Source organism: Pseudoxanthomonas sp. CF125 (genome assembly GCF_900104085.1).
GTDB lineage: Bacteria > Pseudomonadota > Gammaproteobacteria > Xanthomonadales > Xanthomonadaceae > Pseudoxanthomonas_A.
On sequence record NZ_FNLD01000002.1, the window covers coordinates 412,731 to 438,409 of the forward strand.

A 25,679-nucleotide genomic window follows, 5' to 3' on the forward strand; every position below is an offset into this window, starting at 1 on the left:
AGCTTCATCGACCCAGCGCTTCCGACCGCTTGCTGCCACTGGAATTCACCAGCAGTGGGTCAATATCCATCGCATGTTTTTTTGCCGTGCCAACGCCGCGGGCGTCAACCGCGCCGCGCCGCTTCGATAGCGGCGATGTCGATCTTGCGCATGGTCATCATGGCGTCGAACACGCGCTTGGCGGCCGCACGGTCGGGGCTGGCCATCGCGTCGGTCAGCGCGCGCGGTGTGATCTGCCACGAAAGGCCCCACTTGTCCTTGCACCAGCCGCACGCGCTTTCCTGCCCGCCATTGCCGACGATCGCATTCCACAGGCGGTCCGTTTCGGCCTGGTCGTCGGTCGCCACCTGGAACGAAAACGCTTCACTGTGCTTGAATGCCGGCCCGCCATTCAAACCCATGCACGGCACTCCCAGCACCGTGAAATCGACCGTGAGCACGTCGCCTTGCTTGCCCGAAGGAAAGTCCCCCGGTGCGTGGTGCACCGCGCCCACCGCACTGTCGGGAAAAGTGTCGGCGTAAAACGTCGCGGCATCCAATGCGGTGCCGTCGTACCACAGGCAGATCGTGTTCTTGCTGATCATTCGGTTACTCCAGGAAGACGGCTGACATGGATCAGAATGTTCCGGTCACTTTCTACACCTTGTCCGTTAGGGAAACTTGAAGGCCCATGGCCAGCGCAACCCAGGCGAGAAGCGCACCCGGAGCGCTTCGCCCGGGAACTCCGCGTCCCGGATGCGGTCTGGCCTTATCCGGGCTACCCGCCACGCGCCGACGCGTTACGATGCCGCACCCCACTCGTTCGCACGCTTTAGATTCCGCATGAAGTCCCCCACCCCCGAGGCACCTCCGGCCGCATGAGCAAGGCATCGAGCACAGCGGATGCCAAGGCCGAATCCTGGACAGAACGCTGGCAGCACTGGATCGCGGTGCTGTCGAGCGCGCTGCTGCATCTGCTGCTCCTGCTGCTGGTGATGCTGACCCCTCCGATCACCATGGCGCCGCCGCAAGGCGCCGCTGCAGGCGGCAGCCGGATGGCCGTGGATTTCATCGGCGCCACCACGCCGCAACCCACGCTGGCACCGCCGGTCAACAAGCCGCCAACGCCCAAATCCGCCACAAAGAAAGCGCCAGCCTCACGCGTCCAGGCCACCCGGGTCGTAGTTGCCGAAGATCCGCTGCCGCCCGACGAAGAAGACGAGGCCACGCAGGCCCAGGCGCCCGCCGCCGCCCCGCCGCCAACGCCGCAGCGTCGCCCGCATATCTGGGGGCAGCCGCCGGGCATGCTGCCGCAGGACACCGCTCCGGAAAACGCGGGGCTGGCCAGGGGCCCTTCCATCGACCGCGGCAGCGGCAACAACGCATCCGGCAACGACACCAGTCTGGAAGTGGGCGGCTATCAGGTCTATTACGACCTGCGCAACGACATCAAGCTGCGCGCCTGGCGTGACCAGGGAATGACGGAGATCTTCCTGCCACTGCCGGGCATACGGCAGTACATGGTGTGCCCGCTGGAAACCGCGCTGAGGCGCGAGTCCGGCCCCTGCCGCCTGCTCGAACCGGGCGCTCCGGAACTGAAAGCGATCGGCGACGCGCGCGACGTCATAGACATGCAAAAGGTCTACCGGCGGGGGGAGCTGGTCTGGAGCGGGCCGGGACCGTATCGGTGAACACGCGCAAGGCGGGCTCAAGACCCATACGCATCTGATGTGGGGTGGGTTTTAACCCGCCTTCCGTGACCGCGATATGCGTTGGACGGACGCCGCGATTCGGAATACTCCGAGTCCGAAGAACGGCATCCGCTGATAACGGAAAGCGTGGGCAGGCTGTGATTCTCCCCGCATGCCCAACTACCGACGCGTCCGAGTGCCAGGCGGCACCTATTCCTTCACAGTCAACCTGCTTGAGCGCAGACGCACCCTGCTCGTTGATCGTTTCGAAGCGTTGCGCGACTCATTCCGCGTCGCCCACGCGGCCAGGCCATTCGCCTTGCTGGCTTGGGTGATCCTGCCTGACCACCTGCATTATGTCTGGCGCCTGCCTGAAGGCGACGACGACAACGCCACGCGCTGGCGCCACATCAAGAGTCGTTTCTCACGCGCCATTCAAACCGGCGAGCGCCTGTCCGAACGCCGCCAAGCCAAAGCCGAGCGTGGCATCTGGCAACGGCGTTACTGGGAACGAGTCGTCCGCGACGAGGACCATCTACGCCGCTGCATCGACTATGTCCACATCAACCCGCAGAAGCATGGCCACGTCGAATGCATCGCGGGCTGGCCGCATTCCTCATTTCATCGCTACGTGAAAGCGGGGCTGCTGCCTGCCGATTGGGCCGGGGAAATCCGGAAGGCGGATTAGAGACCTTTATGGCTCTGGATATGTGCAACCCTCGGAATATGTGCGACCCCCCGGGAGGCGGGTTAAAACCCGCCCTACATTGACTGCGGCCATGTAGGGCGGGTTTTAACCCGCCTTCCGTGACCGGCGATATCTGTGGTTCATCCCTTCAATTCTTCGCATGCGCTTGATTATTCTCGCTATCCAACCATTGCCGGTATTGCAGACGGGTGTTCATCTACCGTCGAAACCATAATGAAAGAAGGCGGGCGCAGTTAAGCGACCTGGTTATCTACGTTCCCTTCTTTCATTTGTTATAAAGCGCTACTGCGATTCGCCGACCAGCGAAACCGAGCAGGCTGAAAAGAAGAGGAGCCCGTCCCATGCGCCGCTACGCAGCAGCACTCGCAATCGCGCTGAGCTTGGCGGGCGCACCGCTCCATAGCGCTACCCGAACTTCACCAGAACCGACCATGGACGCAGCCGCTATCGGCCGCTGGGACATAACCCTGCAAACACCCGCCGGCGCCGCCCCCTCCTGGCTGGAAATCCGCCGCTCCGGTTTGCGAACGCTGGTGGGGCAATTCGTAGGCATAGTCGGCAGCGCGCGACCGATCTCGCATATCGAAGTGGAAGACGGCGAACTGCGCTTCTCCATTCCGGCCCAGTGGGAAAACGGCCCGGAAGACCTGTCGTTCAAGGCCCGCGTGCAGGGCGACAGCATGACCGGTTCGATGACCTTCCCCGACCGCAAGCGCCGTGAGCTGACCGCCACCCGCGCGCCGTCGCTGCGAAAACCAGCGAACAACATCGTGCACTGGGGCGAGCCCATCCGCCTGCTCAACGGCAAAGACCTGAGCGGCTGGCGCGCGCTGGGCGAGTCCCACTGGGAAGTCGCCGACGGTGTGCTGCGCAACATGGCCGGCGGCGGGGCCAACCTGGTGACCGAGCGCAAATTCACCGATTTCAAACTGCACGTGGAACTGCGTCTGCCCGCAGGCAGCAACAGTGGTGTCTACCTGCGCGGACGTTACGAAGTGCAGATCGCCGACACCCAGGGTGAACCCGCGAGCGATGGCCTGGGCGCGGTGTACGGGTTTATCGCACCGAACGAAGACGCGGGCAAAGGTCCTAACGAGTGGCAGTCGCTGGACATCACGCTGGTCGGGCGTAGGATCACGGTCATGGTCAACGGCAAGACGGTGATCTGCGATCAGGAAATCCCCGGCATCACCGGCGGCGCGCTCGACAGCGACGAGGGCGTGCCGGGACCGCTGCTGCTGCAGGGCGACCACGGCGCAGTCGAATTCCGCAACCTGGTACTGACGCCCACGCAATGAGCAAGTCCAGCGACAACAGCTTCGACGCCATCGTCATCGGCTCCGGCATTTCCGGCGGCTGGGCGGCCAAGGAGTTGTGCGAGAAGGGGCTGAAGACGCTGGTGCTGGAGCGCGGCCGCAGCGTCGAACACATCAAGGATTATCCCACCGCCAACCTGGCGCCCTGGGAGTTGCCGCATCGCGGCGTCATGCCGCGCGAACTGGCCGAAGCCAACCCGATCATGAGCAAGATCGCCGGCGAGGACAACGCGCACTTCTTCGTCAAGGACAACGAACACCCCTACGTGCAGGAACGGCCCTTCGACTGGCTGCGCGGCTATCAGGTCGGCGGCCGTTCGCTGGTATGGGGGCGCGGCTGCCAGCGCTGGAGCAAGTACGAGTTCACCGCGCCCGAGCGCCAGGGCTACGGCATCAACTGGCCGATCGGCTACGACGACATTGCGCCGTGGTATTCGCACGTGGAGCGTTTCATCGGCGTGACCGGCACGCGCGACGGGCTGGAAGCGATGCCCGACGGCGAGTTCCAGCCGCCGTTCGAAATGACCTGCATGGAGAAACATCTCAGCGACAGCATCCGCGCGCATTATGGCAATCGCTACGTGGTGCACGGCCGCTTCGCCCACCTCACCAAGCCATTGGAAATCCATGCCCAGCAGGGCCGCGGTTCGTGCATGGCACGCAATCTGTGCATGCGCGGCTGTCCCTATGGTGGCTACTTCAGTTCCAACTCTTCCACGCTGCCGTGGGCGGAGAAGACCGGCAACCTGACCCTGCGTCCGCATGCGGTAGTGCATTCCATTCTTTACGACGAGGCCAAGGGCAAGGCCACGGGCGTGCGCGTGATCGATGCCAATACCCATGCCATCACCGAGTACCGCGCCCGCATCATCTTCGCCAATGCGTCGGCACTGAATACCACGCTGATTTTGCTCAACTCGGTTTCCTCGCGCTTTCCGCACGGACTGGGCAACGACAACGGCCTGCTGGGCAAGTACGTCGCCTTCCAGAACTACCGCGCCTCGGCCGGCGGCAAATTCGATGGTTTCCAGGATCGCTACCACTACGGCCGCAGGCCGTCGGAATGCATCATTCCCAATTTCCGCAACCTGGGCGAACAGGACATGGATTTCGTCGGCGGTTACACCACTTTCACCGGCGCCTCGCGCGGGCGCGGGGTAGAGACGCCGCAACGCCTGGGGGGCGCGTTCAAGGATGCGCAGACGCAGGTCGGGCCGTGGGACATCTACATGTACCTGCAGGGCGAGACCATTCCCAAGGAAGCCAATCACGTGCGCCTGCACGAGACGAAGAAGGACGAGTGGGGCATCCCGCTGCTGGTCGCTTCGGTGGGTTACGACGACAACGACGAGCGCATGATCCGCGATTGGCGCACGCAGGCCGCCGCCATGCTGGAGGTCGCCGGCTGCCGCGACATCAAGACGGTGGACAACAGCTGGTCGCCGGGGCGCGACATCCACGAGATGGGCGGGTGCAGGATGGGCAGCGATCCGAAGACTTCGCTGCTCAACCGTTGGAATCAGTTGCACGCGTGCCCCAACGTGTTCGTCACCGACGGCGCCTGCATGACTTCCACCGGCAACCAGACGCCTTCGCTGCTGTACATGGCGCTGACGGCGCGCGCGGCCAATCATGCGGTGGAGGAATTGGGGAGGCAGAACCTGTGAACGACCGGAAGCCGTTGATGATTCCCATGACGCGACGCGAGGCGTTGAAGACGGCGTCGGCTCTGCTGGGCGGCGCGTTGATCGTGCCCGCGGTGCTGACGGGGTGCGCGCCCGAGGACCAGAAGGCGGCGCCGAAAGGGTTGCGCCTGGACGACGAGGCGCTGCTGGGCCATATCGCCGATACGTTGTTGCCGACGACTGCGGCTTCGCCGGGCGCAGCGGCGGCCGGGGTGGGGGCGACGATGTTCATGCTGCTCAGCGAGTGCCAACCGGTTGAGGTGCAGCAGCGGGTGGCCGACGGGTTGCAGGAGTTGCGGGCCGCTTGCCGGGCGCGTGGGGTTGCCGGTTTCGATGCGATGACGCAGGGCCAGCGGGAGCAGTTGCTGGGCGAGATTGATGCGGCGGCGCAGCAGGCGGGGGACAAGCATTGGTTCGCTGTCGCGCGGGGGTTGGCGTTGCATTCCTACTTCACTTCGGAGATTGGGATGACGCAGGCGACGCGGTTTGTGCTGGTGCCGGGGCGGTGGGAGGGGTGTGTGCCGCTGGAGGCTGGGCAGCCGGCGTGGGGGTGATGGGCAGCCGGCTAGCTCGCCATTGAGACACTTATGGTGTCAATCGTAGGATTAGTGAATAACCATGACGACACAGCTAGACAACTTTGACCTCGCGTTTTTTTTGTGCCCCTGTGATGTGCTCGACAAACATGCCCTTCTAGCTCATCAGCCCTACAATCTAAGGGATGAAGGAAGTTGGTTTTTGGCCTTCCGAAAAGGGATGATTGGCTTTCACTCAAGACTGCATGGTGTCAGGACGCATTATCAACAGGTTCATGCTTGGCAACCCAGACCTCGTCACCATCGCGAACCTGAATATCACTTGGCCACTATCTTCTTTCATATGGACTCGGCCATCGAGTGCTGGGCTAATCCGCACGCCCCTCGGATTCCTAGAGTCCATTGCAGACCAAGGCTCGCCCTTCAGCGGATCGTGGTGAGGTTCATGGGGGTAGGTCTTGATCCGTAGGGCGTAGGCTGGGTTGGTTCTATCAACCCAGCATGCCGGGATACTCGACCAAGAGCGCTGGGTTGATAGAGCCAACCCAGCCTATGCACTGCTTCACCCAACTGGCCGAAGCCGCCGACCAGATCGCAGCCACCACCACCTTCCAGACAGCCCGGCGCAAAAAGCCAGCGCGACCCGAATAGCCGAAGCGCACCGCTGCCGACCTGGACTGGCTTGAACAAAGCAGTACCATCGCGGACATGCGCTGGAGCCTGGGGAGGCTGCCATGACGATGGAAAACCCGGACCGCAAAGAAGCCGATTTCTCGCAAGTGAACTTCGCCGTGCGCCAGGCCAAGGCCGACGAATATCTGACCGAGAACACCTTACTGGGACGCACCTGGAAAGCCTGGCGGCTCTGCATGGTGGCGCTAGCACTGATCCTGACGGCCGGCACCATCTACCTCCTGTCACGGGGCTACCGCTCGGGCGCGCCCGCCTTCCTGCCTGCCTCCGATTACATGATGTGCCTGCTGTGCAGTGCCGGCGGTGCCATGGGGGTGGGCTGGTCCGCCCGCTCGCTGTTCGACGAAGAGACTGCCGGCTTCGGCAGGTTGCATGCATGGATGGCGGCTTCCACGCCGCTGGCGGCTTTGACCGCCTGGGCCATCGGCCTGGCGTTGCTGCACGCCTACCTGAAAGGTTGGCAGCCGCAAATCCCATTCCTGGTCTGCAACCCGTTTGGACTGATGCTCACCATCTACTTCATCGGACTCGCCGTGTTTCACCTTTCGGTGCGATTGGGCCATTTCGTTCTGCGACGCGCGTAGTGCCGCAGGGCAGGCCTAAGCCCATCGCTCATGCGCCAACAATCCCGTCTGGCCGACAGCGACATGACTCGCCAGTACATGACCATCGGGGTAGTCGCCTTCGTTCTGCGGCCGGAAAGGAATGGGCGCCTCCTCGAAAAGACCTTCAAGACGCGAACGCCAGGCGGCTTTCGCTGCTGCCACGGCATCGGTGGTGATGCGTCCGGTTCCGTAGACCGCATGGGTGGGCAGTACGTCCATGCCGGGGAAAAAGAACGTGCCATGGGTGATAGGGAAGAGCAACTGTTCCAGCGGCCCGTTGATGCCCCGCGGCGAATAATCCACCGCCGGGCCGCCGGCCGTCACCGACAATAGCGCCCGCTTGCCTTTGAAGGCCCCATCGCCATAGCGATACTGGTTGCCGGCGTTCTTGTAGCCGTACGCAAGACCGTAGGCCCACACCCGATCCACCCAGCCTTTGAGGATGGCGGGCATGCCGAACCACCAAAGCGGAAACTGCAGAATGATGGCGTCGGCGGCCAGCACTTTTTGCTGCTCGGACGCGATGTCCTCAGTCTGGCGTCCGCTGGCATAGGAATGCCCGGATTCCTGCACGAAGAACAACCGCTCCGGATCGGCACGGTCGGGAAAGTCGTGTTCGTCGAACACGGCCTTCCAGCCCATGCCGTACAGGTCCGACGTCAGTACTTCATGCCCCTGTTCCTGAAGCGTCCGTACGGCCACGTCGACGAGTTGACGGTTCAGCGATGTGGGTTCCGGATGGGCAAAGACAATCAAAACCTTTTTCTTCATTACTTCACTCGCAAGCTGGCGTAGCCATTACGATCAGCCGCTTTCATCTATCTGTAAAATCGCATAATTTTTCGGCTACCATCCATCAGATGGATAGCAAGCGCCTGGACCTCAATCTGCTTGTCACTCTGGAGGCGTTGCTGGCGGAGCAGAACGTGACCAAAGCGGCTGCCCGTCTGCATCTGAGCCAACCGGCGGTCAGCGCCCAGTTGAGCCGACTGAGGGATATGTTCGATGACCCGCTGCTGATTCCCGTGCAACGAGGGATGACGCCGACGGCCAAGGCCATCGAGCTGCTCGCTCCATTGCGCCAGGCTCTCGACGGAATTCGCGCCACGGTCGCCTCGCACAGCAATTTCGATCCTGCCAAGGCCAAGCTGATCGTGGCTATCGCTTGCACGGACTACATGCAGGCGGCGGCGGTCAAACCGCTGGTCAAACAACTCAGGAAAAGCGCGCCAGGCGTGCGCGTGGCGCTCCGCACTCTCGATGCGTCGCAGCTGGAGTCGCAGATGGCGCGCGGCGAAGTCGACCTGGCGTTCATGACGCCGCAAACCGCGCCCCCCAACCTTCGCAGCAGGCCTCTGTTCGATGAGCGTTATGTGCTCATTGGGCGCCGGAATCATCCGCGGTTGCGTAGTCGTATCACGGTCGAACAGTTCGCCAAGTTGGAGCATGTGATCGTATCGCCGCGCGGCGGCGGTTTCGTCACTCCGGTGGACGACGCTCTGGCCGCTCTTGGGCACAAGCGCAACGTGGTGCTCTCCGCGGCTTCTTTCCTGTTCGTCCCGGAAATCGTGGCCGAGTCGGACTTCGTGGCCCTGGTTCCGGCACGACTGGTGCACGACCGTACCGACAAGCTCAAGCAGGTCGAGTGTCCGTTTCCCGTGGAAGGGCTAAGCATGGCGATGGTGTGGCATGAACGCAGCCACGGGCACAACGGCCTGCGTTGGGTCAGAGAAACGGTCGTCTCATTGATCAACGCCTAGGACCGTAGGCTGGGTTGGCTTCACCCACCCAGCGCTCTTGGCAGGGTGTCCCAGCAAGCTGGGTTGATAGAGCCAACCCGGCCTACGCGCTGCAGGCCAGGGTTAATCCGCTCGGCTCACCCATCACTTATGGCGAAGTTGACCTGGATCAAGTTGCTGGCGGCCGGATGTGCAATGTTGATGCCCAACGGGCATTGAGCCGACTGTGAGGAGAACCGAGTATGTTCAAGCACATCCTGTTGCCGACCGACGGCTCGGATCTGTCGTTGCGCGCGATCGAGCGGGGAGTCGCACTGGCCAAGGCCATGGGCGCCCGGGTGACCGGCTTCCATGCAACGCCGTCGTTCCACGTCTTTGCCTATGAGGCGCTGCAAGTGGAATCCACGCGCGAGGAATACCTGCGGGTGAGTGCGGAGCAGGCGGCGAACCTGCTCGGCACGGTCGAGTCCGCGGCCCGGGCCGCCGGCGTTGCTTGCGAATCGGTGTCGACCGTCAGCGACCATCCTTACGAAGACATCCTGCGGACCGCTACCGAGCGGGGCTGCGACCTTATCGTGATGGCATCGCACGGGCGCCGCGGCGTCAAGGGCCTGCTGCTGGGCAGCGAGACCCAGAAAGTGCTCACGCATGGCAACGTACCGGTACTGGTCTATCGCTAGTTGTCTTTGCGCCCATGCGACTGCCGGAAGGCGGGTCAAGACCCGCCCTACGCAAATCAAGTTTTATGTAGGGCGGGTTTTAACCCGCCTTCTGTGTCGGCGAAATCTTTTGACAGAACAGCAGGGCCGTAGGCTGGGTTAGCTTCACCAACCCAGCGTTCTTGGCAGAGCGTCCCGGCATGCTGGGTTGATTGAGCCAACCCAGCCTACGTGTTTCGCGGATTGATGACTGCCTCGCAAAGCCTCGCAATCACCTTGCTGCCTTCCCGCGCCTCCTCTTCATTGGAGGGGGCGAATTCGGTCACGGTGAGGCCCACTATGTCGGCTTCGCGCGCAATACGGCCGACCAGGGCGACCGCATCTTCAATACCGAGTCCGCCTTCGGGATAGGCGACGTAAGGAAATTCGCGCGGATCCAGTACATCCAGGTCGAAATGGATATGAACCGGCCCGTCGATGGGTGCCTCCGGATCCAGCAGTTTCAGATCCAGTTCGCGTTGCAGCGCCCAGTCGCCGTCGTCGCCGATCCGGATGCCGAAATAATGGAAGCGGGCCGGATCGATCGCAGCGCCCAGGAAGGGCCGCATCGGCTCGGGCGCACGTCCCAGGATCGCGCTCACCGGCATGCCGTGGAAGTTGCCGCTTGGGGAAGTCGCTGGCGTGTTGGCGTCGAGGTGTGCGTCGATCCAGATCACATGGAGGCTTGGATGCATTCCGTGTAGATAGTCGATCACCGCGACATCCACCGCGCAATCGCCGCCCGCGGTCAGCACACGCCTGGCACCGGAGCGCGCGAGGATATCCTGCGCGCTGCGGAACTGGGCGAAGATCGCTTCCCAGCGGCGGACGCCGTGAGCGCTATCCGCATTGCCGTCGCTCAACGGTACCCGGGCCAGCGGCGCGTACTGTCCGCACACTGTGGCTGCGGCTTCAGCACCGCGCGCCAGATTTTCGTGCCGGCCCGATCCTTGCCATTGCGGGTAAGCCAGGCTGAGGTCGAACGGCCTCTGGGAAGCTTGCATCTGTTTCGCGCTCCATTCCGTATCCCGTTACAGCGTGAACCGACCCGGAGAAATCGCAACAAATCGTACATCGCCTTGTAGGAGCGGGCCCTGCCCGCGACCGCTCTTTGTCGAAAGAACGCCGAGAGCGTCGCGGGCAGGGCCCGCTCCTACGGAGTTTCATCTGGGTGGTCGCTGCTCGATGATGCCATAGCTTCCGCAATTCTCTTTAGCCTTTTGCCTGCATGCCCACCGGGCACGCTAAGCTGGTGGAGAAGCCGAATTCTCGAAAGTCGCGTCAGAGCCTTCCTTTGCCACTTGGCCCCTGTATTGAAGGACCGGCATGCAATGAAACTTCTCTTCAGCCGCAATCCCAATCCACGCCTCGCGGTGGCGGTGGCCCGCTACCTGGATGCGAACGTCGAGTTCGAATTCGCCGCGCCACTTGCGCCCGGCCAGAGTGAGCGGTATCGCGCGCTGAACCCGAATGTGCTGTTGCCCATCTTGCTTGGCCCCGGGAAAAGCCTCTGGGAGACCGACGCCATCGCCTGTCGGCTGTCGCGCGACGTGCGTTCTGATTTCTGGCGCACGGGCGACGACGAGCCCGAGATGATGCAATGGCTCAGTTGGGGCAAGGAGAACTTCGCAAGGGCCTGCGACATGGTGCATTTCGAACGCGGTACAAAACAGCGGTACCGGCTTGGCCCGGTGGATCAACAGCGGGTCGAAGAGGGGCTGAAGCGATTCGGCACGGCGGCCAAAATCCTCGATGCCGAGCTTTCCGGGCGAGGATGGCTGGTCGGGGATTCGGTGTCCTATGCCGACTTCCGGATGGCGGCGTTCCTGCCTTTCAACGATGTCGCGGAGCTGCCGCTGGATGACTACCCGTCCGTCAGGCGCTGGTATCGCCAGCTCGAAGAAATCGATGCGTGGCGCGATCCCTTCAAGGGGCTGGAGGCGCCCGCGCTACCGCCAGTACGAGCTGACGACGAAGCCTAAACCGGAACTTGGCCCTGATCTTGGGTTATGAAAGCCATGAGTACATCGGCAACGGGTTTGCGGACAAGCATGCCGGTCTTCGCAATCTGAGGCTGTTCAAGCCGACTATCGTTCATGGCATCGCCAACAGGATCGTCGCGGTCTGCAGCATGGGCGCGGCCTGCAGTTGGGGATTCAGATTAGGCCGCTTTTAGTGAGTACCGCCTCTGTTTGGAGTTAAGCCGGGGTGACGGCATTTTGCGACGCATTCATGCGCGCCGAAGCGACGCCGCTAGCGCCAGAAGATGCGCAGCCCCTCTGCGCCGAACACGGGATCCGCCGCCGGCACAGGTACCTGGGCGACGGCTTTTTCGGTGGTTTCGCGCTCGCTTTCCAGGCCCGTGCGCATGTCGGGTTCGCGGCCTTCCGGATAGGCCCCGACTACCTGGAATCCGTCGGCTTCCCGCAATTTGCGATGGGCCACGCCTGCCGGTATGACCAATACGTCTCCGGCCCGCAGATTCACTTCCGGCCCATGCTCGCCGCCCAGCTGAAGCAGCGCCTTTCCCGCGAATGCGCCCAGCACTTCATGCGTATTGCTGTGGAAATGGTGGAACGGATAAACGCTCCAGCGCCAGGCGTCGGTCCAGCCGTTGTCCGCGAAACGCTTTTCCAGCCATTGCGCGCCTGCGTCGTCGCGTTGCGAAAAGACGCCGCGGTAGACCAGCGCCGGATTGGTGCTGTTGGGGATGGCGCCATCGGGCGTCAAACGGAATATCTCGGTCGCAGGATGCGATTCGGTGGGCTTCTCCACCACATGCGAACGCAGCATGGCAAACCTCCGTGCAAGGCTCCTTGTATTAAGGTTTCCTATTCTAGAGCGGCCCTTGTTCACGGGTCGTATAGTTGGATGCCCGGCATCCGGCCCCATGTAGATTCCCAGTGAACGGGTCCGCGAGACCCCAAGAAGGCTTTCGCCGACTTTCCCCAATGCCTCTCGACACTTTCCATCCTGCCGTCGCCAACTGGTTCAGTCGGACTTTCGGTGCGCCCACGCAGGCGCAGGCCGAAGCGTGGCCGCAGATCAGAGCGGGCCGGAACACCTTGGTGGCTGCGCCTACCGGCTCGGGCAAGACGCTCACGGCTTTCCTGGCGGCGCTGGACGAACTGGTGCGCACAGGGTTGCAGCAGCGGCAGCCGGAGGGACTGCCCGACGAAACGACGGTCCTCTACATCTCGCCCCTCAAAGCGCTTTCGAACGATATCAAGCTGAACCTGGACGCGCCGCTGGCGGGAATCCGCCAGGAACTCGCAGCCCTGGGTTTGCCTGACGTGGAGATCCGCACGGCGGTGCGCACCGGCGATACGCCGCAGAAGGAACGCCAGCAGAGCCTGCGCAAGCCGCCGCATATCCTGGTCACCACGCCGGAATCGCTGTACGTATTGTTGGGGTCGGTCTCGGGACGGGCCATGCTGTCCACCACGCGCACGGTGATCGTGGACGAAATCCATGCCGTGGCCGCAAGCAAGCGGGGCAGCCATCTTTCGCTGTCGCTGGAACGCCTGCAGGCGCTGTGCGCCGCGCCGCTGGTGCGCATCGGACTCTCGGCCACGCAGAAGCCGATCGATGAAGTGGCCCGCTTCCTGGTGGGAGGCGGTTCCGCGCACGCCGCTGGCGTCGTCGATTGCGCGATCGTCGATATCGGCTATGCCAAGCAGCGCGATCTGGCGCTGGAAATTCCGCCTACGCCGCTGGCAGCGGTCATGTCCAACGACCAGTGGGAACAGGTGTACGTGCGCGTTGCCGAACTGGTGCGCGCGCACCGCACCACGCTGGTTTTCGTCAACACCCGACGCATGGCCGAACGCGCGGCCCGCCACCTGGGCGAATTGCTGGGCAAACAGGCCGTCGCCGCCCATCATGGAAGCCTGGCCAAGGAAGCGCGACTGGATGCCGAACAACGGCTCAAGCGCGGAGACCTGAAAGTACTGGTGGCCACTGCGTCGCTGGAACTGGGCCTGGATATCGGCGACGTCGATCTGGTCTGCCAGCTGGGCTCGCCGCGTTCCATCGCCACTTTCCTGCAGCGTGCCGGACGCTCGGGGCATGCGGTGGGAGGGATTCCCAAGGCGCGGTTGTTTCCCCAGTCGCGCGACGAACTGCTCGAATGCGCGGCGTTGCTCGATTGCGTGGCCAGGGGAGAACTCGACGCGCTGCGCGTGCAGCCGGCGCCGTTGGACGTGCTGGCGCAGCAGATCGTCGCCGAAGTCGCATGCGCGGAATGGGGCGAGGACGAACTCTTCGCCCTGCTGCGCCGCGCATGGCCGTACGCGAATTTGAAGCGCGAAGACTACGACGCAGTGGTGCGGATGTTGTCCGAAGGCTTCACTACCCGGCGCGGTCCGCGCGCGGGCTATGTGCATCGCGATGCGGTCAACCGCCGCCTGCGCGAGCGCAAGGGCGCGCGGATGACGGCCCTGATGTCGGGCGGCACCATCCCCGAGACCGGCGATTACGCGGTACTGCTGGAACCGCAGGCGCACAACATCGGCACCGTGAATGAGGACTTCGCGGTGGAGAGCCTGGCCGGCGATATTTTCCAGCTCGGCAACGCCAGCTACCGGATCCTGCGGATCGAGCCCGGCCGGGTGCGCGTGGAGGATGCGCAGGGCGCGCCGCCCAACATCCCATTCTGGCTGGGCGAGGCGCCCGGGCGTACCGACGAATTGTCGTTCGGCGTTTCGCGGTTGCGCGCAGCGGTCGGAGACGCGATCGAAGCATCCGGTCAGGACGCTGCCTGCGACGGGCTGGTGCGGCAGACGGGGATGCAAAGGGAGGCAGCGCAGCAGATCGTGGATCATCTGGCGCGCGCGCAGACCGCGCTCGGCGCCTTGCCTACGCAGACGCGCATCGTGATGGAGCGGTTCTTCGACGAATCCGGTGGCACCCAGCTGGTGATCCACTCGCCCTATGGCAGTCGCCTGAACCGTGCCTGGGGACTGGCGCTGCGCAAGCGCTTCTGCCGCAAGTTCAATTTCGAACTGCAGGCTGCGGCGACCGAAGACGCGATCGTGCTGTCGCTTTCCACCAGCCATAGCTTTCCGCTGCAGGATGTGGAGCACTACCTGAAGTCGGCCTCGGCGCTCGAGGTCCTGGTGCAGGCGCTGCTGGATGCGCCGCTGTTCGCGGTGCGCTGGCGCTGGAATGCGACCACGGCCTTGGCGCTGCCGCGTTTCCAGGGCGGCAAGAAAGTGCCGCCGCAACTGCAGCGCATGAAATCGGAGGACCTGCTGGCGACGGTTTTTCCCGACCAGGTGGCGTGCGCGGAGAACCTGGCCGGCGAGCGGGAAATTCCGGAGCACCCGCTGGTGGCGCAAACCCTGTGGGATTGCCTGTATGACGCGATGGATGCGGACGGCTGGTTGAACCTGCTGCGCCGCATCGAATCCGGAGAAGTCGAAGTGCTGGCCAGGGATCTGCCGGCGCCTTCGCCCCTCGCGGCCGAGGCACTGAGTGCGCGTCCTTACGCTTACCTGGACGATGCGCCATTGGAAGAGCGCAGAACGCAGGCGGTGCAGAGCCGCCGCTACGCCGATCCGGAAAGCGCCGCGGATATGGGTCGGCTCGATGCCGACGCCATAGAAGCGGTCAGGCGCGAGGCCTGGCCCGAGGCACGGAATCCGGACGAAATGCACGAAGCCCTGAGCGGCCTGGGACTGATAACGGAAACGGAAGTCCACGCTGCGCCCGACTGGCAGCAGTGGCTGCAGGCGCTGGCTGCGGACGGCCGCGCTACCCGGCTCGAGCTGCATGGCGCCGGTCTTTGGGCGGCGACGGAGCGGCTTCCGCAAGCGGCGGCGGTCTATCCCGGGGCAGTCGCGCATCCGCCGGTGGAAGTGCCGCGCGAATACGCCGAAACGCCTTGGAGCAACGAACAGGCGATGCGCGAACTGCTGCGCTCGCGCCTCTCCGGCCTGGGTCCGATGCGTGCGGACGAGCTTGCCGCGCAGTTGCAGGTGTCGGTTGCGGAAATGGAAGTCGCATTGCTCGGACTTCAGAACGAAGGTTATGTGTTGCAGGGGAACTTCACCCCCGGTTGCGGAGAAACGGAGTGGTGCGAACGGCATCTGCTCGCCCGCATCCACCGCTACACGCTCAAACGCCTGCGCCAGGAAATAGAACCGGTGGAGCCGCGCGATTTCGTGCGATTCCTGTTCGACTGGCAGCACCTCAGCCCCGCCACCCGCGTCAGCGGCCCCGAAGCGCTGTCGGTCGTGCTCGGCCAGTTGGAAGGCTACGAGGCGCCGGCGGCCAGTTGGGAAGCGGAGCTGTTGTCGGCCCGGGTCCAGGACTATTCCATCGCCTGGCTCGACGATCTCTGCACCTCCGGACGCACGCTATGGACGCGGCTGCGGCCCAACGCTTCCGAAGGTGGTATCGCCACAGGCACGTCGTTGCGCTCAACGCCGCTGCTCCTGCTGCCGCGCCGCACCGCATCGTTCTGGCGTCAGCTGGCGCCCGCCCCTGGCGACGACGCGGGCATGAGCTCGCGCGCCAGCAAGGTCGTTGAATGGCTGACCGCCAGCGGGGCCTCTTTCTTCGACGAGCTTGCGGAAGGGACGCGCCTGTTGAAGACGGAACTGGAAGACGCGCTGGCCGAACTGGTCGCGCGCGGCCGCGTTCACTGCGACAGCTATGCCGGCTTGCGCGCGTTGCTGGTGCCCGCTTCGAAACGCGCTTCCATTTCATCCAGGCGTCGGCGCCATTCGTTGTTCGGTATCCAGGACGCCGGGCGGTGGGCGCTGGTACGCCAGCCGAACGCCGATCCGGGCGCGAAGAAATCGCCGGAAGCGATCGAACACGTGGCACGCACGCTGCTGCGCCGGTACGGCGTGGTGTGCTGGCGGATGCTCGAGCGCGAAGCGGTCTGGCTTCCTCCCTGGCGCGAACTGGTCCGCGTCTACCATCGCCTGGAAGCGCGCGGCGAGATCCGCGGCGGCCGCTTCATCGTGGGGTTGTCCGGGGAGCAGTTCGCACTGCCCGAAGCGCTGGGTCTGCTGCGGCAAGTGAGGCGCCGTCCGGCCGACGGACAACTGGTGCGCGTTTCCGCCGCCGACCCGGCCAACCTGCTCGGCACCGTACTGACCGGAGCGAAAATCCCACGGGTACCCGGATCCAGCGTGGTCTATCGGGACGGGATTGCGATTGCGGCCAGTGCCGGCGGACAGACGCAGTGGCTGGTCGAGCTGGATGCGCAGGACCAGCGAAAGGCGACCGATGCGTTGGTGCAACGCAGCGTCTGGAAGCCACCTTCTTCGGTAGAAATCGTGGTCTGAAAGTCCTGCGCGTGCGAATTCCGATACACGTTCTTCGGAAGATCCGGGAGTTTCGGCTCAAGGCAGCAGTTGGACTCCGGTAGAGGATCCGGCCGTCGAGGAGTCTTCCTCGGCGCTGGGTCCTCTCAATGGAAGGGAATGCTCATGCCGGAGAAGCGGACCACAGAGTGCGCCAAGAGCGGGCGCGGTCGCGCCGCGCCCATTCCATCAGCAACTCCGTCCGCATCAGTAACTCTTCTCCAGATTCAGCAGCACGCCGTGATCGGTATCGTCGCTGCTGCCGAACAGGCCGCGGTATTCGAAGCGCAGGGTCAGGTCGCGTTCGGTATGCAGGATGGCGCCCAGGCCCAACACGAAGCGGTTGCGCTCCAGCCCCTGCACATCGGTGCGGTAGAACGGACCGCCGGGCAGGTCGGCGTAACTGATCGTGGCCGAACTGTCGTCCTGGAAGTCGTGCTGATATTCCAAACGCAATTGGGGCGAGAAGGTGCCCAGGCTGACCGGATAGCGGTAATCCAGCCGCAGACCCAGGCTTGCGGTGGAAGTATCCACATCCTGGTCTTCGTATCGCAGCGCGTAGATCGCATCGCCTTGCTCGGTGTAGCCGTCCAGGCTGGCGCGAGCCAGGTCGAAACGGGCGTAGGGCGATACGTGCAGCCGATCGCGCCGGTAGTCGCCGCCGGCGGACAGCGAGATCAGCCATTGCTTGCCGTCGCGTTCGCCGCTCACTTGACCGCCGTTGGCGGCGACGTAGCGGCGGCTGTCGAAGGACAGGCGTTGATAACCGAGCAGACCGTCGATGAAGAAAGTTTCGCCGGGGTGATAGCTGCCGTACACCGCCAAGGTCAGGCTGTCCGAGTCGCTGCGGCTGCCGTTCTCGCCGATGTCGCTGTCGTCGCGGCCGTAACCGATGCCGCCGCCCAGCACGAAGGCGCGATTGATGCGGTAATCGGCGCCCAGGCTGACGCCGGTGGTCTCGAAGTCGAAACCGCTGCTGTCCGCGCTGCCGTCGCGGTCGCCGCTGTTGATCGAACCGCCGGCCCAGAACGCGTACGAACCGCCGGTGGCGGCCGGTGCCGGCGCTGCGACCGGCGCGGCCTCGTCGCGGACGGGGCAATGGCTGTCGAGCGCGCGCCGCGTATCGTCGTTGCAGGCGGGGTCGGTGGCGAAGCTCAACCGGTTCTGGAAACGCGCGCCTTCGTTGCCGCCGTGCAGACCTTCCATGCGCTGCTGGAAGTTGCCGATCTGCGCGTTGGCGAAGCGGCGCGTCGCCGAAGCCTGCGCACCGAGCACGCCCATGACCTCGGCATCGAGGGTCGGGTCAGGGCGCTGGGCCACCTCGATATCGACCGTCGCCGGCGCCGAAGTGGCGAACGCGTTGGCCAGCGTGAAGGTGACAGTGGCCAGGCCGGAGAAGGAAGCCGCCGGGGTGAAGGTAAGCTCGTATGTCCCGCCGCTGCCGGCGATCGTCGCGGTACCGGAGGACGCCGGCAGAACGGAGACCAGTGTCGCCGCTGTGAATGGCCCGCCGCTGGCGCCTGCGGTGAGGTCGACCACGACCGGAGTGCCGGCGATCGCGCTGACCTGTCGCGAGACGGCCACCGGCAGCGGATTGACCGTGACCGTGGCGATGATCGGCGCCGATGCGCCGAACGCATTGCTCAGGGTATAGCCGATGGTGATCGAGCCCGAAGCGTCGGTCGGCGGCGTGTAGACGATATTGGTGCCGCTGACGGTGGCGGTGCCTGTGCTGGGTGCAGTGACGATGGCGACGCCGGTGAACGGACCGCCGCTGGCGTTGAGGGCCGCATCGATGGTGACGGCCTGACCCGCCAGCGTGGTCACCGTCTGCGGCTGGCCTTGCGGTACCGCCAGCGGGGTTACCGTGATCGACACCGTGGCCGGGGCGGAGCTGCCGCCGGGACCGATGGCGGTGTAGCTCAGCGAATCGGCACCGTGGTAGCCGGTCGCCGGCGTGTACACGATGCTGGTGCCGCTGACTGCCGCCGTGCCGTGCGCAGGCGCGCTGGCGATGGCCACCGCGCTGATCACTCCGCTGTCGTTGCTGGTCACCGCGATGGTGATCGGTTGCTGCGCCGGCGTGGTCGCGTTGTCGGCCACCGCGACCGGTGCGGTATCGGCGATGGCGATCGTGTACGACCGGCTGGCGCTGAAGCCCAGGCTGTCCGTCGCCTGGACAGTGAGATTGTAGTTGCCCGCAATGGCCGGCGTGCCGCTGAACGCTCCCGCCGAGCTGAAGCTCACGCCTGGCGGCAGACCGCCGCTGCTCAGGGAGTAGGAATAAGGCGCCGTGCCGCCGCTGGCGCTGAGGCTGGCCGCGTAGGGCGTTCCCACACCGCCTGCGGGCAGGCTGGCCGGTGCGATGGCGATCGTCGGCGCTGCGATCGTCAGCGAATAGCTCGCCGCGATGGTGGCCGCAGTGCCGCCGGTACTGTCGGTGCTGCGGACCACGAAATTGAACGTGCCCGCCACGATCGGCGTACCGCTGAGCACTCCGGCCGAGGAGAACGAAATGCCTATCGGCAGCGAGCCGCTGTCCAGCGAGTAACTGTAGGGCGCAACGCCGCCGCTGGTGCTGAAGCTCTGACTGTAGGCGACGCCCGGACTGCCCGCCGGCAGTGTAGTCGGCGTCAGGGTCAGGGTCGGTGTGGCGATGGTGACGCTGTAGGCGCGAGCGCCGGATTGGCCGTTCGCGTCCTGCACGGTGACCGTGAAATTGAACGTACCCGTCATCGCCGGAGTTCCCGACAGCACTCCGGCCGAAGAGAACGACATGCCCACCGGCAGCGAGCCGGTGGTCAGCGAGAAGGCATAGGGCGCGACGCCGCCGCTGGCGGTGAGCGTCTGCGAGTAGGCGACGCCAGGAACCGGATTGGGGAGCGTGGCCGGAGCGATCGCAATGGTTGGCACGCCAACTTGCAACACGTAATTGCCCACTACCGCGTACGGCGCGCCCGTACCGGTGCTGCTGTCGGTGGCGCGCAGGGCGATCGAATAGCTGCCCGGCACCGTAGGCGTGCCGCTGAGCAATCCCGCGCTGGAGAGGGATATGCCCGGGGGCAGCGCACCGGCGGTCAGCGCATAGCTGTAGGGCGCAGTGCCGCCGCTGGCGACGATCGTCTGCGAATAGGGGGAACCATAGGCCACCGTCAGCGTGCCTGCGGCCGGCGTCAGCGAAAGGGTCGGTGCGCCGACGTTGAGCATGAATGCCTGCGCCTGCGTGAACGGACCGTTGCCGGTGCTGTTGTCGACGGCCGAAGCGTTGAGCAGGAACGAACCGCCAGCGGTCGGCGTACCCGATACCGTCACGCTGTCGGCGGTAGTGCCGGTGATCGAGAGACCCGCCGGCAGTCCGCTGACCGAGTAGCCGCTGTACGGCGAGGCGCCGCCGTTCCAGGTGAAGGTTTGCGTATAAGGCGCGCCGGTCTGCGCAGAGAGCGGACCGGATGCGGTCACGGTGATGGTCGGGTTGCTTACCGTGATCGTCGCCGTCGCGGGCGCCGAAGTGCCTGCGGCATTGGTCGCGGTATAGGTGAAGCTGTCCGGTCCGGCGTAGCCTGCGTTGGGTTGGTAAGTGATCGAGAGACCGCTGGCGATGGCCGTGCCATGAGTGGGTGCGGTACCGACGGCGACCGAGGTCGGCGTTCCGCCGGTGATGTTCAGCGTGATCGCATTGGCGGCGCTGCCGTAGCCGACGGTGGCGGAAACCGCATTGGCGAGCGGCGCGATTTCCACGATGGTCAGCGCATAGGCCTGGGTGGCGGTGTATGGCCCGGTGCCGGTGCTGCTGTCGGTGGCGGTGACGCTGAAGTTGAAGGTGCCGTTGGCAGTCGGCGTACCGCTCAGCGCGCCGGCGCTGCTAAGGCTGAGTCCTGGCGGCAGCGCGCCGGCGGTGAGCGCATAGGCGTAGGGCGCGGTGCCGCCGCTGGCCGGGTTCAGCGTGGCGCTGTAAGCCGTCGCCAGAGTGCCGTTGGCCAGCGTGGTTGCAGGCAGCACGACGGTAGCCGCATTGATCGTCAACGAGTACGCGCGCGAGCCCGTGTAAGGGCCGGTACCGGTGCTGCTGTCGGTGGCGGTGACGGTGAAGTTGAAGGTACCGCCCGCTGTCGGCGTACCGCTCAGGATGCCGGCGCCGCTAAGGCTCATGCCTGCCGGCAGCGCACCGGCGGTGATCGCACGCGTGTACGGTGCGGTGCCGCCGCTGGCGCTGATCGTCTGGTTGTAAGCCGTCGCAACGGCGCCGGCCGGCAGCGTCGTCGGCGCCACCGCGATGGTCGGCGCGCTCACTGTCAGCGAGTAGGCGCGGCTGCCGGAGAAACTGTTGGCGTCGGTGGCGGTGACGGTGAAGTTGAAAATGCCGCCCGCCGTCGGCGTGCCGCTCAACGCGCCGGTGCCGCTGAGGCTGAGTCCCGCGGGCAACGCGCCAGCGGTGATCGCTAAGGTGTACGGCGCGGTGCCGCCGCCGCCGGTGATGGTCTGGCTGTACGCGGCGCCGACGGTCGCGGCAGGAACCGTGGTCGGGTTGACCGTGATGGTCGGCGGCGGATTGACCACCAGGGTGACGCTTTCGACTTCGAAGTAGCTGCCCGGCCCCGTGCTGCTGTCGGTGACCCGGATGCCGAACGTATAGCTGCCCACTGCGCTTGGCGTGCCGCTGAGGGTCGCCCCGCTCAGGCTCAGGCCCGGCGGCAGCGAACCGCTCACGACTTCGTGCGCCAGCGTATAGGGCGCCACGCCGCCGACCGCTGTGAAGGTGAAGCTGTAAGCCACGCCGTTCACCGCGGCGGTCGGGTTGGGGGGCGACAGGCTCAAGGTCGGATTGGCGACGGTGAGGGTGTAGGACTTGGTCGCGGTCAGCGACGTATTGTCGGTGGCCTGGACGGTGAAGGTATGGTTGCCACGTGCGGTCGGCGTGCCAGCGAGCAGACCGCTGGCGTTGAACGTGAGCCCTGCAGGCAACGCGCCGCTGGCGAGCGTCCAGGCGTAGGGCGCGGTACCGCCGGCGGCGGTCAGCTGCTGACTGAAGGGCGTGCCGGCGGTCATGCTCAGCGTGCCGGGCGAGATCGTGATCGGCGACGCCGCTCCGATGGTGACGTTGACCGTGACTTCGTTGTTGAGTCCATCGTCGAAGACGAAGCTGTCGCTGGTCGCGGTATCGCCGCCGCCGGCATGCGCGTAAGTGACCGTCTGGGCCAGCGTGTTGATGGTGACGGTACCGTGCGCCGGCGGAACTTCCAGCAGACCGATGCCGAAGTCGTCCGGCCCGTCGCAGGCGCTGGCGTCGATGACTTGCGAACCGCCGTGCGCGACCGTGATGTTGAAAGGTCCGCAATTCGGTGAAGGCGCGGCCATCGCGGCGCCGGGCCAGAACCAAGCCGCGCACGTCAATGCCAGCAGTCCGAACCAGGAAATGAAACCGACGCGCGCGGCACGCGATGGCCTCGCGCTATGCGCATTCTGCTGATGCATGTCCTGCCCCAAGTAGACGCCGCGCGCGCTTGGGCGGATGCCCTTTGTCTTCGCGACAGCGTAGATCCAATCCCCGTATCCGCTGTCAGCAGGCGATGCCCGGCCACGCTCCTTGCGAACTCTTGCGCATTCGAGCAGGAACCAGAGTCAAGAAAAGTGCTGCATCTCACACTTATTCATGCTGCAGCTACGTGGGGAAAATTTCTGCACAGGTGTAAATATTTCACACTGCATAGATGTAAATAATTCACTTGTGCCGCACGCATGCGGTAAGAGAGAGTAGCCTTCGCATCTCACATTAACGTGCGGTGCCACCATCCTTGGGGGGAACAAAAATGACCGAAGTATTCTTGGGGCAGATCATGCTCACGGGCTTCGCCTTTGCGCCGAAGGGGTTCGCCCTCTGCAACGGACAGCTGCTGTCGATCAGTCAGAACCAGGCGCTGTTTTCGTTGTTGGGAACGACCTACGGCGGCAATGGCCAAACCACATTCGCGCTGCCCAACATGCAGGGCCGCACGCCGGTCGCTTTCGGCACGTCCGCCGATCCCGGGTGGCAACCCACGGCTTATCAACTGGGCGAAACGGGCGGGGCCGAGAATGTGACTGTGCTGACCACGCAGTTGCCCCTGCACAACCATCAGTGCAGCGGGACCACCGCCACCGGCAGCCAGCGCAACCCGACCAACGCGCTTTATGGAACCAACACCGCCGCGCTCTACGCACCCGCCAACGGCGCCCAAGTGCCGTTGTCGCCGCAGAGCATCGCGCCGGCGGGCGGCACCCAGCCGCATCCCAACATGCAGCCCTTCGACGTGATCAATTACTGCATCGCGTTGGCCGGCATCTTCCCTTCGCGCAACTGACGCGCGGCCACCCACTCACTGCACGGAGTTCCCTATGAGCACCCCGTATGTCGGAGAGATCCGTCTGTTCGGTTTCCCCCGCGTCCCCAATGGCTGGTTTCCTTGCGACGGCTCGCTGCAGTCGATCTCGGAATACGAGGTGCTGTTCACTCTGATCGGCACCACTTACGGCGGCGACGGCCAGACCACGTTCGCCGTGCCCAATCTTAGCGGGCGCGTGCCGATGCACTGGGGCAACGGCCCCGGCCTGAGCCAGCGCGTCATCGGCGAGCTCGGCGGCAGCGAGACGGTCGTCCTGACCGCCAACCAGATGCCCGCGCACAGCCATACGATGAGCGCGACCACGGCGGTGGCCAACGCCACGGCGATCGGCAACACGGTCGAACTGGGCGCGTTGTCCGGCGACACCATGTACGCCACCGACGTCACCGGCGCCAACGGCTACGCCACCTCCGCGGCATCGACCACCATGTCCGGCAGCAACCAGCCGCACGACAACCTCATGCCGACGCTGACGGTGCAGTACTGCATCGCCTGGGCCGGTATTTTCCCGCAACAGAACTGACTTCCGATTCGCGCCGTCCGTTGCGCGCGAGCCCGCACGTCCACCAGTTCCGAGGACCTCTCCGTGACCGAACCCTTTATAGGCGAAATCCAGCTTTTCGGTTTCAACTTCCCGCCCCGCCAGTGGGCTTTCTGCAATGGCGCGACCTTGTCGATCCAGCAGAACACCGCGCTGTTCTCGTTGCTGGGCACCCAGTACGGCGGCAATGGAACGACCAGTTTCCAGCTGCCCAATTTCACCGGTCGTGCAGGCTGCAACCAGGGCGCGGGGCCGGGCCTGAGCCAACGCGTCATCGGTGAGACCTTCGGCGAGAACAGCGTGACGTTGACCCAGGGCGAAATGCCGATGCATTCGCATCCGTTCACCGTCTATAACCAGAACGACACGAGCAAGCGCGCGAGTTCGCCCAGTCCCGGCAATTCGTTGGCCGTTCCCAGTCTCAGCGCGCCGTTCGTCACCGGCGGACAGGCGAACGCGCAGTTCGCTCCGGGCATGTGCGGCGTCAGCGGCGGCGGTCAGCCGCACGAAAACCGGCAGCCCTATCTGGCGGTGAACTTCTGCATCGCGCTCAGCGGCCTGTATCCCAGCTTCAACTGAGAGTCCGCATGTCCGCCGTTCTTGCGCCGTCGCGTCCGCCGTTTCCGGCCGGGCGCGACGTCCGACTGGCGACGCCCGGCTTCCTGCGCGCGCGCGGCATTACGCTGCGGCCCGCGCGCGACGACGATCTGCCCTGGTTGCGCACGCTCTATGCGAGTACGCGCACCGAGGAACTCGCGCGGGTGCCTTGGCCGGATGCGGCCAAACGCGATTTCCTGGATAGTCAGTTCGCGCTGCAGCACCTGCACTATCTGAGCCATTACGATGCGGCGGATTTCCTGGTCATCGAAAGCGACGGCATACCGCTGGGACGCTATTACCTGCATCGCGGCGAACCGGACTACCTGATCATCGACATCAGCATCGATCCGGCCGCCCGCAGACAGGGCATCGCCGGCGCGCTGATCGCGCAGACGCAGCGCGAGGCCGCCGGGCTTGGGCGTGGCGTGCAGTTGCACGTCCAGGTCGATAATCCGCGCGCGCAGCGCCTCTACGAGCGCCTGGGATTCGCCGCAGCCGAGGAGTCGGGCAGCCACCGGCGCATGCGCTGGGCGGCCGGCCGGGAGGGCTGAAGGAATCCAGCCGAACGGTTCGATTGAAACCGGTTCAATTGAAAATGGCCTGGTAGAGGAAGCCCTCGCGTTCGCGGGCGATCGGTACCAGGAAAATTCCGACTTCGCCGATCCCGTCGTGGCGCATGCGATACAGCTGTTGCGGAAACAGGAAAGACGAGGCGTTGCGGAACAGCAGCGAGAACGGCGAACGCATCGTCCCTGGCGCCGGGCTGTCCTGCAGCGCACGCGCCTCGACCAGCACGAACGGCACCTCGCCATCGCTCATGGTGGCGGCGAACGTTTCGTTTACGTATGGAGCGAAATGCTGCAGCGTCAACAATTCCATGTGGTCTCCCCCGGCCAGCAGGAATGGTGGCCGGCCCGTAGGTACGATGCAAGCGCGACGTTGTATGGCGGGTCTCGCCCCGCCTGACGGTGTATCCGTTGGGCAGATGTCTCGATTGGGAATGCCCGGAATCCGAAAGCGGCATCAACGGATTCGGTGTTGCATGTGGGATACCAAAAGCGCACCACGTCTTGGAGCGCGTGCAAGTTCCCGTAGTTCTTGGCGTGACCTAGGCGATTCGGGAAAAACTGAAACCGTGCGCGACGTCCGCACTTTGACGCCGGTGGATAAGTAGGCTTCGCGCGCATCCCA

Annotated in this window: 20 protein-coding genes; 14 read left to right on the forward strand and 6 right to left on the reverse strand. The window is 64.6% G+C overall.

The features are described 5' to 3' along the window. Positions 1-104: 104 nt before the first annotated feature. A complete protein-coding gene (locus BLR66_RS11310; RefSeq protein WP_093286136.1) occupies positions 105-584 on the reverse strand; it encodes a VOC family protein in 480 nt (159 codons plus the stop codon). A gap of 273 nt (positions 585-857) precedes the next feature. Between BLR66_RS11310 and BLR66_RS11315 the strand changes: the two genes are divergently transcribed. From BLR66_RS11315 to BLR66_RS11340, 6 genes are all read left to right on the forward strand, one after another. Beyond that, positions 858-1,670: a hypothetical protein gene (locus BLR66_RS11315; RefSeq protein WP_093286139.1), complete on the forward strand. Its 813-nt coding sequence runs from the start codon at positions 858-860 to the stop codon at positions 1,668-1,670. Between the two features lie 172 nt (positions 1,671-1,842). Continuing rightward, complete coding sequence (locus BLR66_RS11320; RefSeq protein WP_093286141.1) at positions 1,843-2,358, forward strand: REP-associated tyrosine transposase; 516 nt, start codon at positions 1,843-1,845, stop codon at positions 2,356-2,358. Positions 2,359-2,810: 452 nt separating this feature from the next. Then, positions 2,811-3,677 carry a 3-keto-disaccharide hydrolase gene (locus BLR66_RS11325; RefSeq protein WP_218119634.1) on the forward strand — a complete coding sequence of 289 codons (867 nt, stop codon included), beginning with the start codon at positions 2,811-2,813 and terminating at the stop codon, positions 3,675-3,677. Further along, positions 3,674-5,362 carry a GMC oxidoreductase gene (locus BLR66_RS11330; protein ID WP_093286145.1) on the forward strand — a complete coding sequence of 563 codons (1,689 nt, stop codon included), beginning with the start codon at positions 3,674-3,676 and terminating at the stop codon, positions 5,360-5,362. The genes BLR66_RS11325 and BLR66_RS11330 overlap by 4 nt, the downstream gene beginning before the upstream one ends. A gap of 17 nt (positions 5,363-5,379) precedes the next feature. Then, positions 5,380-5,934 (forward strand): gluconate 2-dehydrogenase subunit 3 family protein, encoded by a 555-nt coding sequence (locus tag BLR66_RS11335; protein ID WP_093286147.1) that lies wholly within the window; start codon positions 5,380-5,382, stop codon positions 5,932-5,934. A 716-nt stretch (positions 5,935-6,650) separates the two neighbouring features. Beyond that, positions 6,651-7,193: a hypothetical protein gene (locus tag BLR66_RS11340; protein ID WP_093286149.1), complete on the forward strand. Its 543-nt coding sequence runs from the start codon at positions 6,651-6,653 to the stop codon at positions 7,191-7,193. A 15-nt stretch (positions 7,194-7,208) separates the two neighbouring features. Here the strand turns inward: BLR66_RS11340 and BLR66_RS11345 are convergent, their stop codons facing one another. Next, a complete protein-coding gene (locus BLR66_RS11345; protein ID WP_093286151.1) occupies positions 7,209-7,985 on the reverse strand; it encodes an NAD(P)H-dependent oxidoreductase in 777 nt (258 codons plus the stop codon). 89 nt (positions 7,986-8,074) lie between these two features. Here BLR66_RS11345 and BLR66_RS11350 point away from each other — a divergent pair, with 89 nt between their 5' ends. After that, positions 8,075-8,974, forward strand: coding sequence for a LysR family transcriptional regulator (locus BLR66_RS11350; RefSeq protein WP_093286153.1), 900 nt, complete (start codon positions 8,075-8,077; stop codon positions 8,972-8,974). 221 nt (positions 8,975-9,195) lie between these two features. After that, positions 9,196-9,633 carry a universal stress protein gene (locus tag BLR66_RS11355; RefSeq protein ID WP_093286155.1) on the forward strand — a complete coding sequence of 146 codons (438 nt, stop codon included), beginning with the start codon at positions 9,196-9,198 and terminating at the stop codon, positions 9,631-9,633. Positions 9,634-9,839: 206 nt separating this feature from the next. On the opposite strand, the gene BLR66_RS11360 is transcribed toward BLR66_RS11355, so the two are convergent. Further along, positions 9,840-10,655 carry an arginase family protein gene (locus BLR66_RS11360; RefSeq protein WP_093286157.1) on the reverse strand — a complete coding sequence of 272 codons (816 nt, stop codon included), beginning with the start codon at positions 10,653-10,655 and terminating at the stop codon, positions 9,840-9,842. A gap of 327 nt (positions 10,656-10,982) precedes the next feature. On the opposite strand from BLR66_RS11360, the gene BLR66_RS11365 reads away from it, so the two are divergent. After that, positions 10,983-11,633 carry a glutathione S-transferase family protein gene (locus tag BLR66_RS11365; protein ID WP_093286159.1) on the forward strand — a complete coding sequence of 217 codons (651 nt, stop codon included), beginning with the start codon at positions 10,983-10,985 and terminating at the stop codon, positions 11,631-11,633. Positions 11,634-11,904: 271 nt separating this feature from the next. Here the strand turns inward: BLR66_RS11365 and BLR66_RS11375 are convergent, their stop codons facing one another. Next, positions 11,905-12,444 carry a cupin gene (locus BLR66_RS11375; RefSeq protein ID WP_218119635.1) on the reverse strand — a complete coding sequence of 180 codons (540 nt, stop codon included), beginning with the start codon at positions 12,442-12,444 and terminating at the stop codon, positions 11,905-11,907. Between the two features lie 158 nt (positions 12,445-12,602). Here BLR66_RS11375 and BLR66_RS11380 point away from each other — a divergent pair, with 158 nt between their 5' ends. Beyond that, entirely contained in the window at positions 12,603-16,949 is a 4,347-nt protein-coding gene (locus BLR66_RS11380; RefSeq protein WP_093286163.1) for a DEAD/DEAH box helicase, read from the forward strand. Between the two features lie 225 nt (positions 16,950-17,174). Here BLR66_RS11380 and BLR66_RS11385 read toward each other — a convergent pair whose 3' ends face one another. Next, positions 17,175-22,439 (reverse strand): putative Ig domain-containing protein, encoded by a 5,265-nt coding sequence (locus BLR66_RS11385; protein ID WP_093286165.1) that lies wholly within the window; start codon positions 22,437-22,439, stop codon positions 17,175-17,177. Between the two features lie 335 nt (positions 22,440-22,774). On the opposite strand from BLR66_RS11385, the gene BLR66_RS11390 reads away from it, so the two are divergent. The 4 genes from BLR66_RS11390 to BLR66_RS11405 all read left to right on the forward strand — a co-directional run bounded on the left by BLR66_RS11390 (position 22,775) and on the right by BLR66_RS11405 (position 25,039). Next, positions 22,775-23,305, forward strand: a complete 531-nt coding sequence (locus BLR66_RS11390; RefSeq protein WP_093286167.1) for a phage tail protein — start codon at positions 22,775-22,777, stop codon at positions 23,303-23,305. A 34-nt stretch (positions 23,306-23,339) separates the two neighbouring features. Next, a complete protein-coding gene (locus tag BLR66_RS11395; RefSeq protein ID WP_093286169.1) occupies positions 23,340-23,870 on the forward strand; it encodes a phage tail protein in 531 nt (176 codons plus the stop codon). 63 nt (positions 23,871-23,933) lie between these two features. Next, positions 23,934-24,467: a phage tail protein gene (locus tag BLR66_RS11400; RefSeq protein ID WP_093286171.1), complete on the forward strand. Its 534-nt coding sequence runs from the start codon at positions 23,934-23,936 to the stop codon at positions 24,465-24,467. Between the two features lie 8 nt (positions 24,468-24,475). Continuing rightward, positions 24,476-25,039, forward strand: coding sequence for a GNAT family N-acetyltransferase (locus tag BLR66_RS11405; protein WP_093286173.1), 564 nt, complete (start codon positions 24,476-24,478; stop codon positions 25,037-25,039). Positions 25,040-25,073: 34 nt separating this feature from the next. Here the strand turns inward: BLR66_RS11405 and BLR66_RS11410 are convergent, their stop codons facing one another. After that, entirely contained in the window at positions 25,074-25,367 is a 294-nt protein-coding gene (locus tag BLR66_RS11410) for a DUF6916 family protein (RefSeq protein WP_093286176.1), read from the reverse strand. Positions 25,368-25,679: the final 312 nt, after the last annotated feature.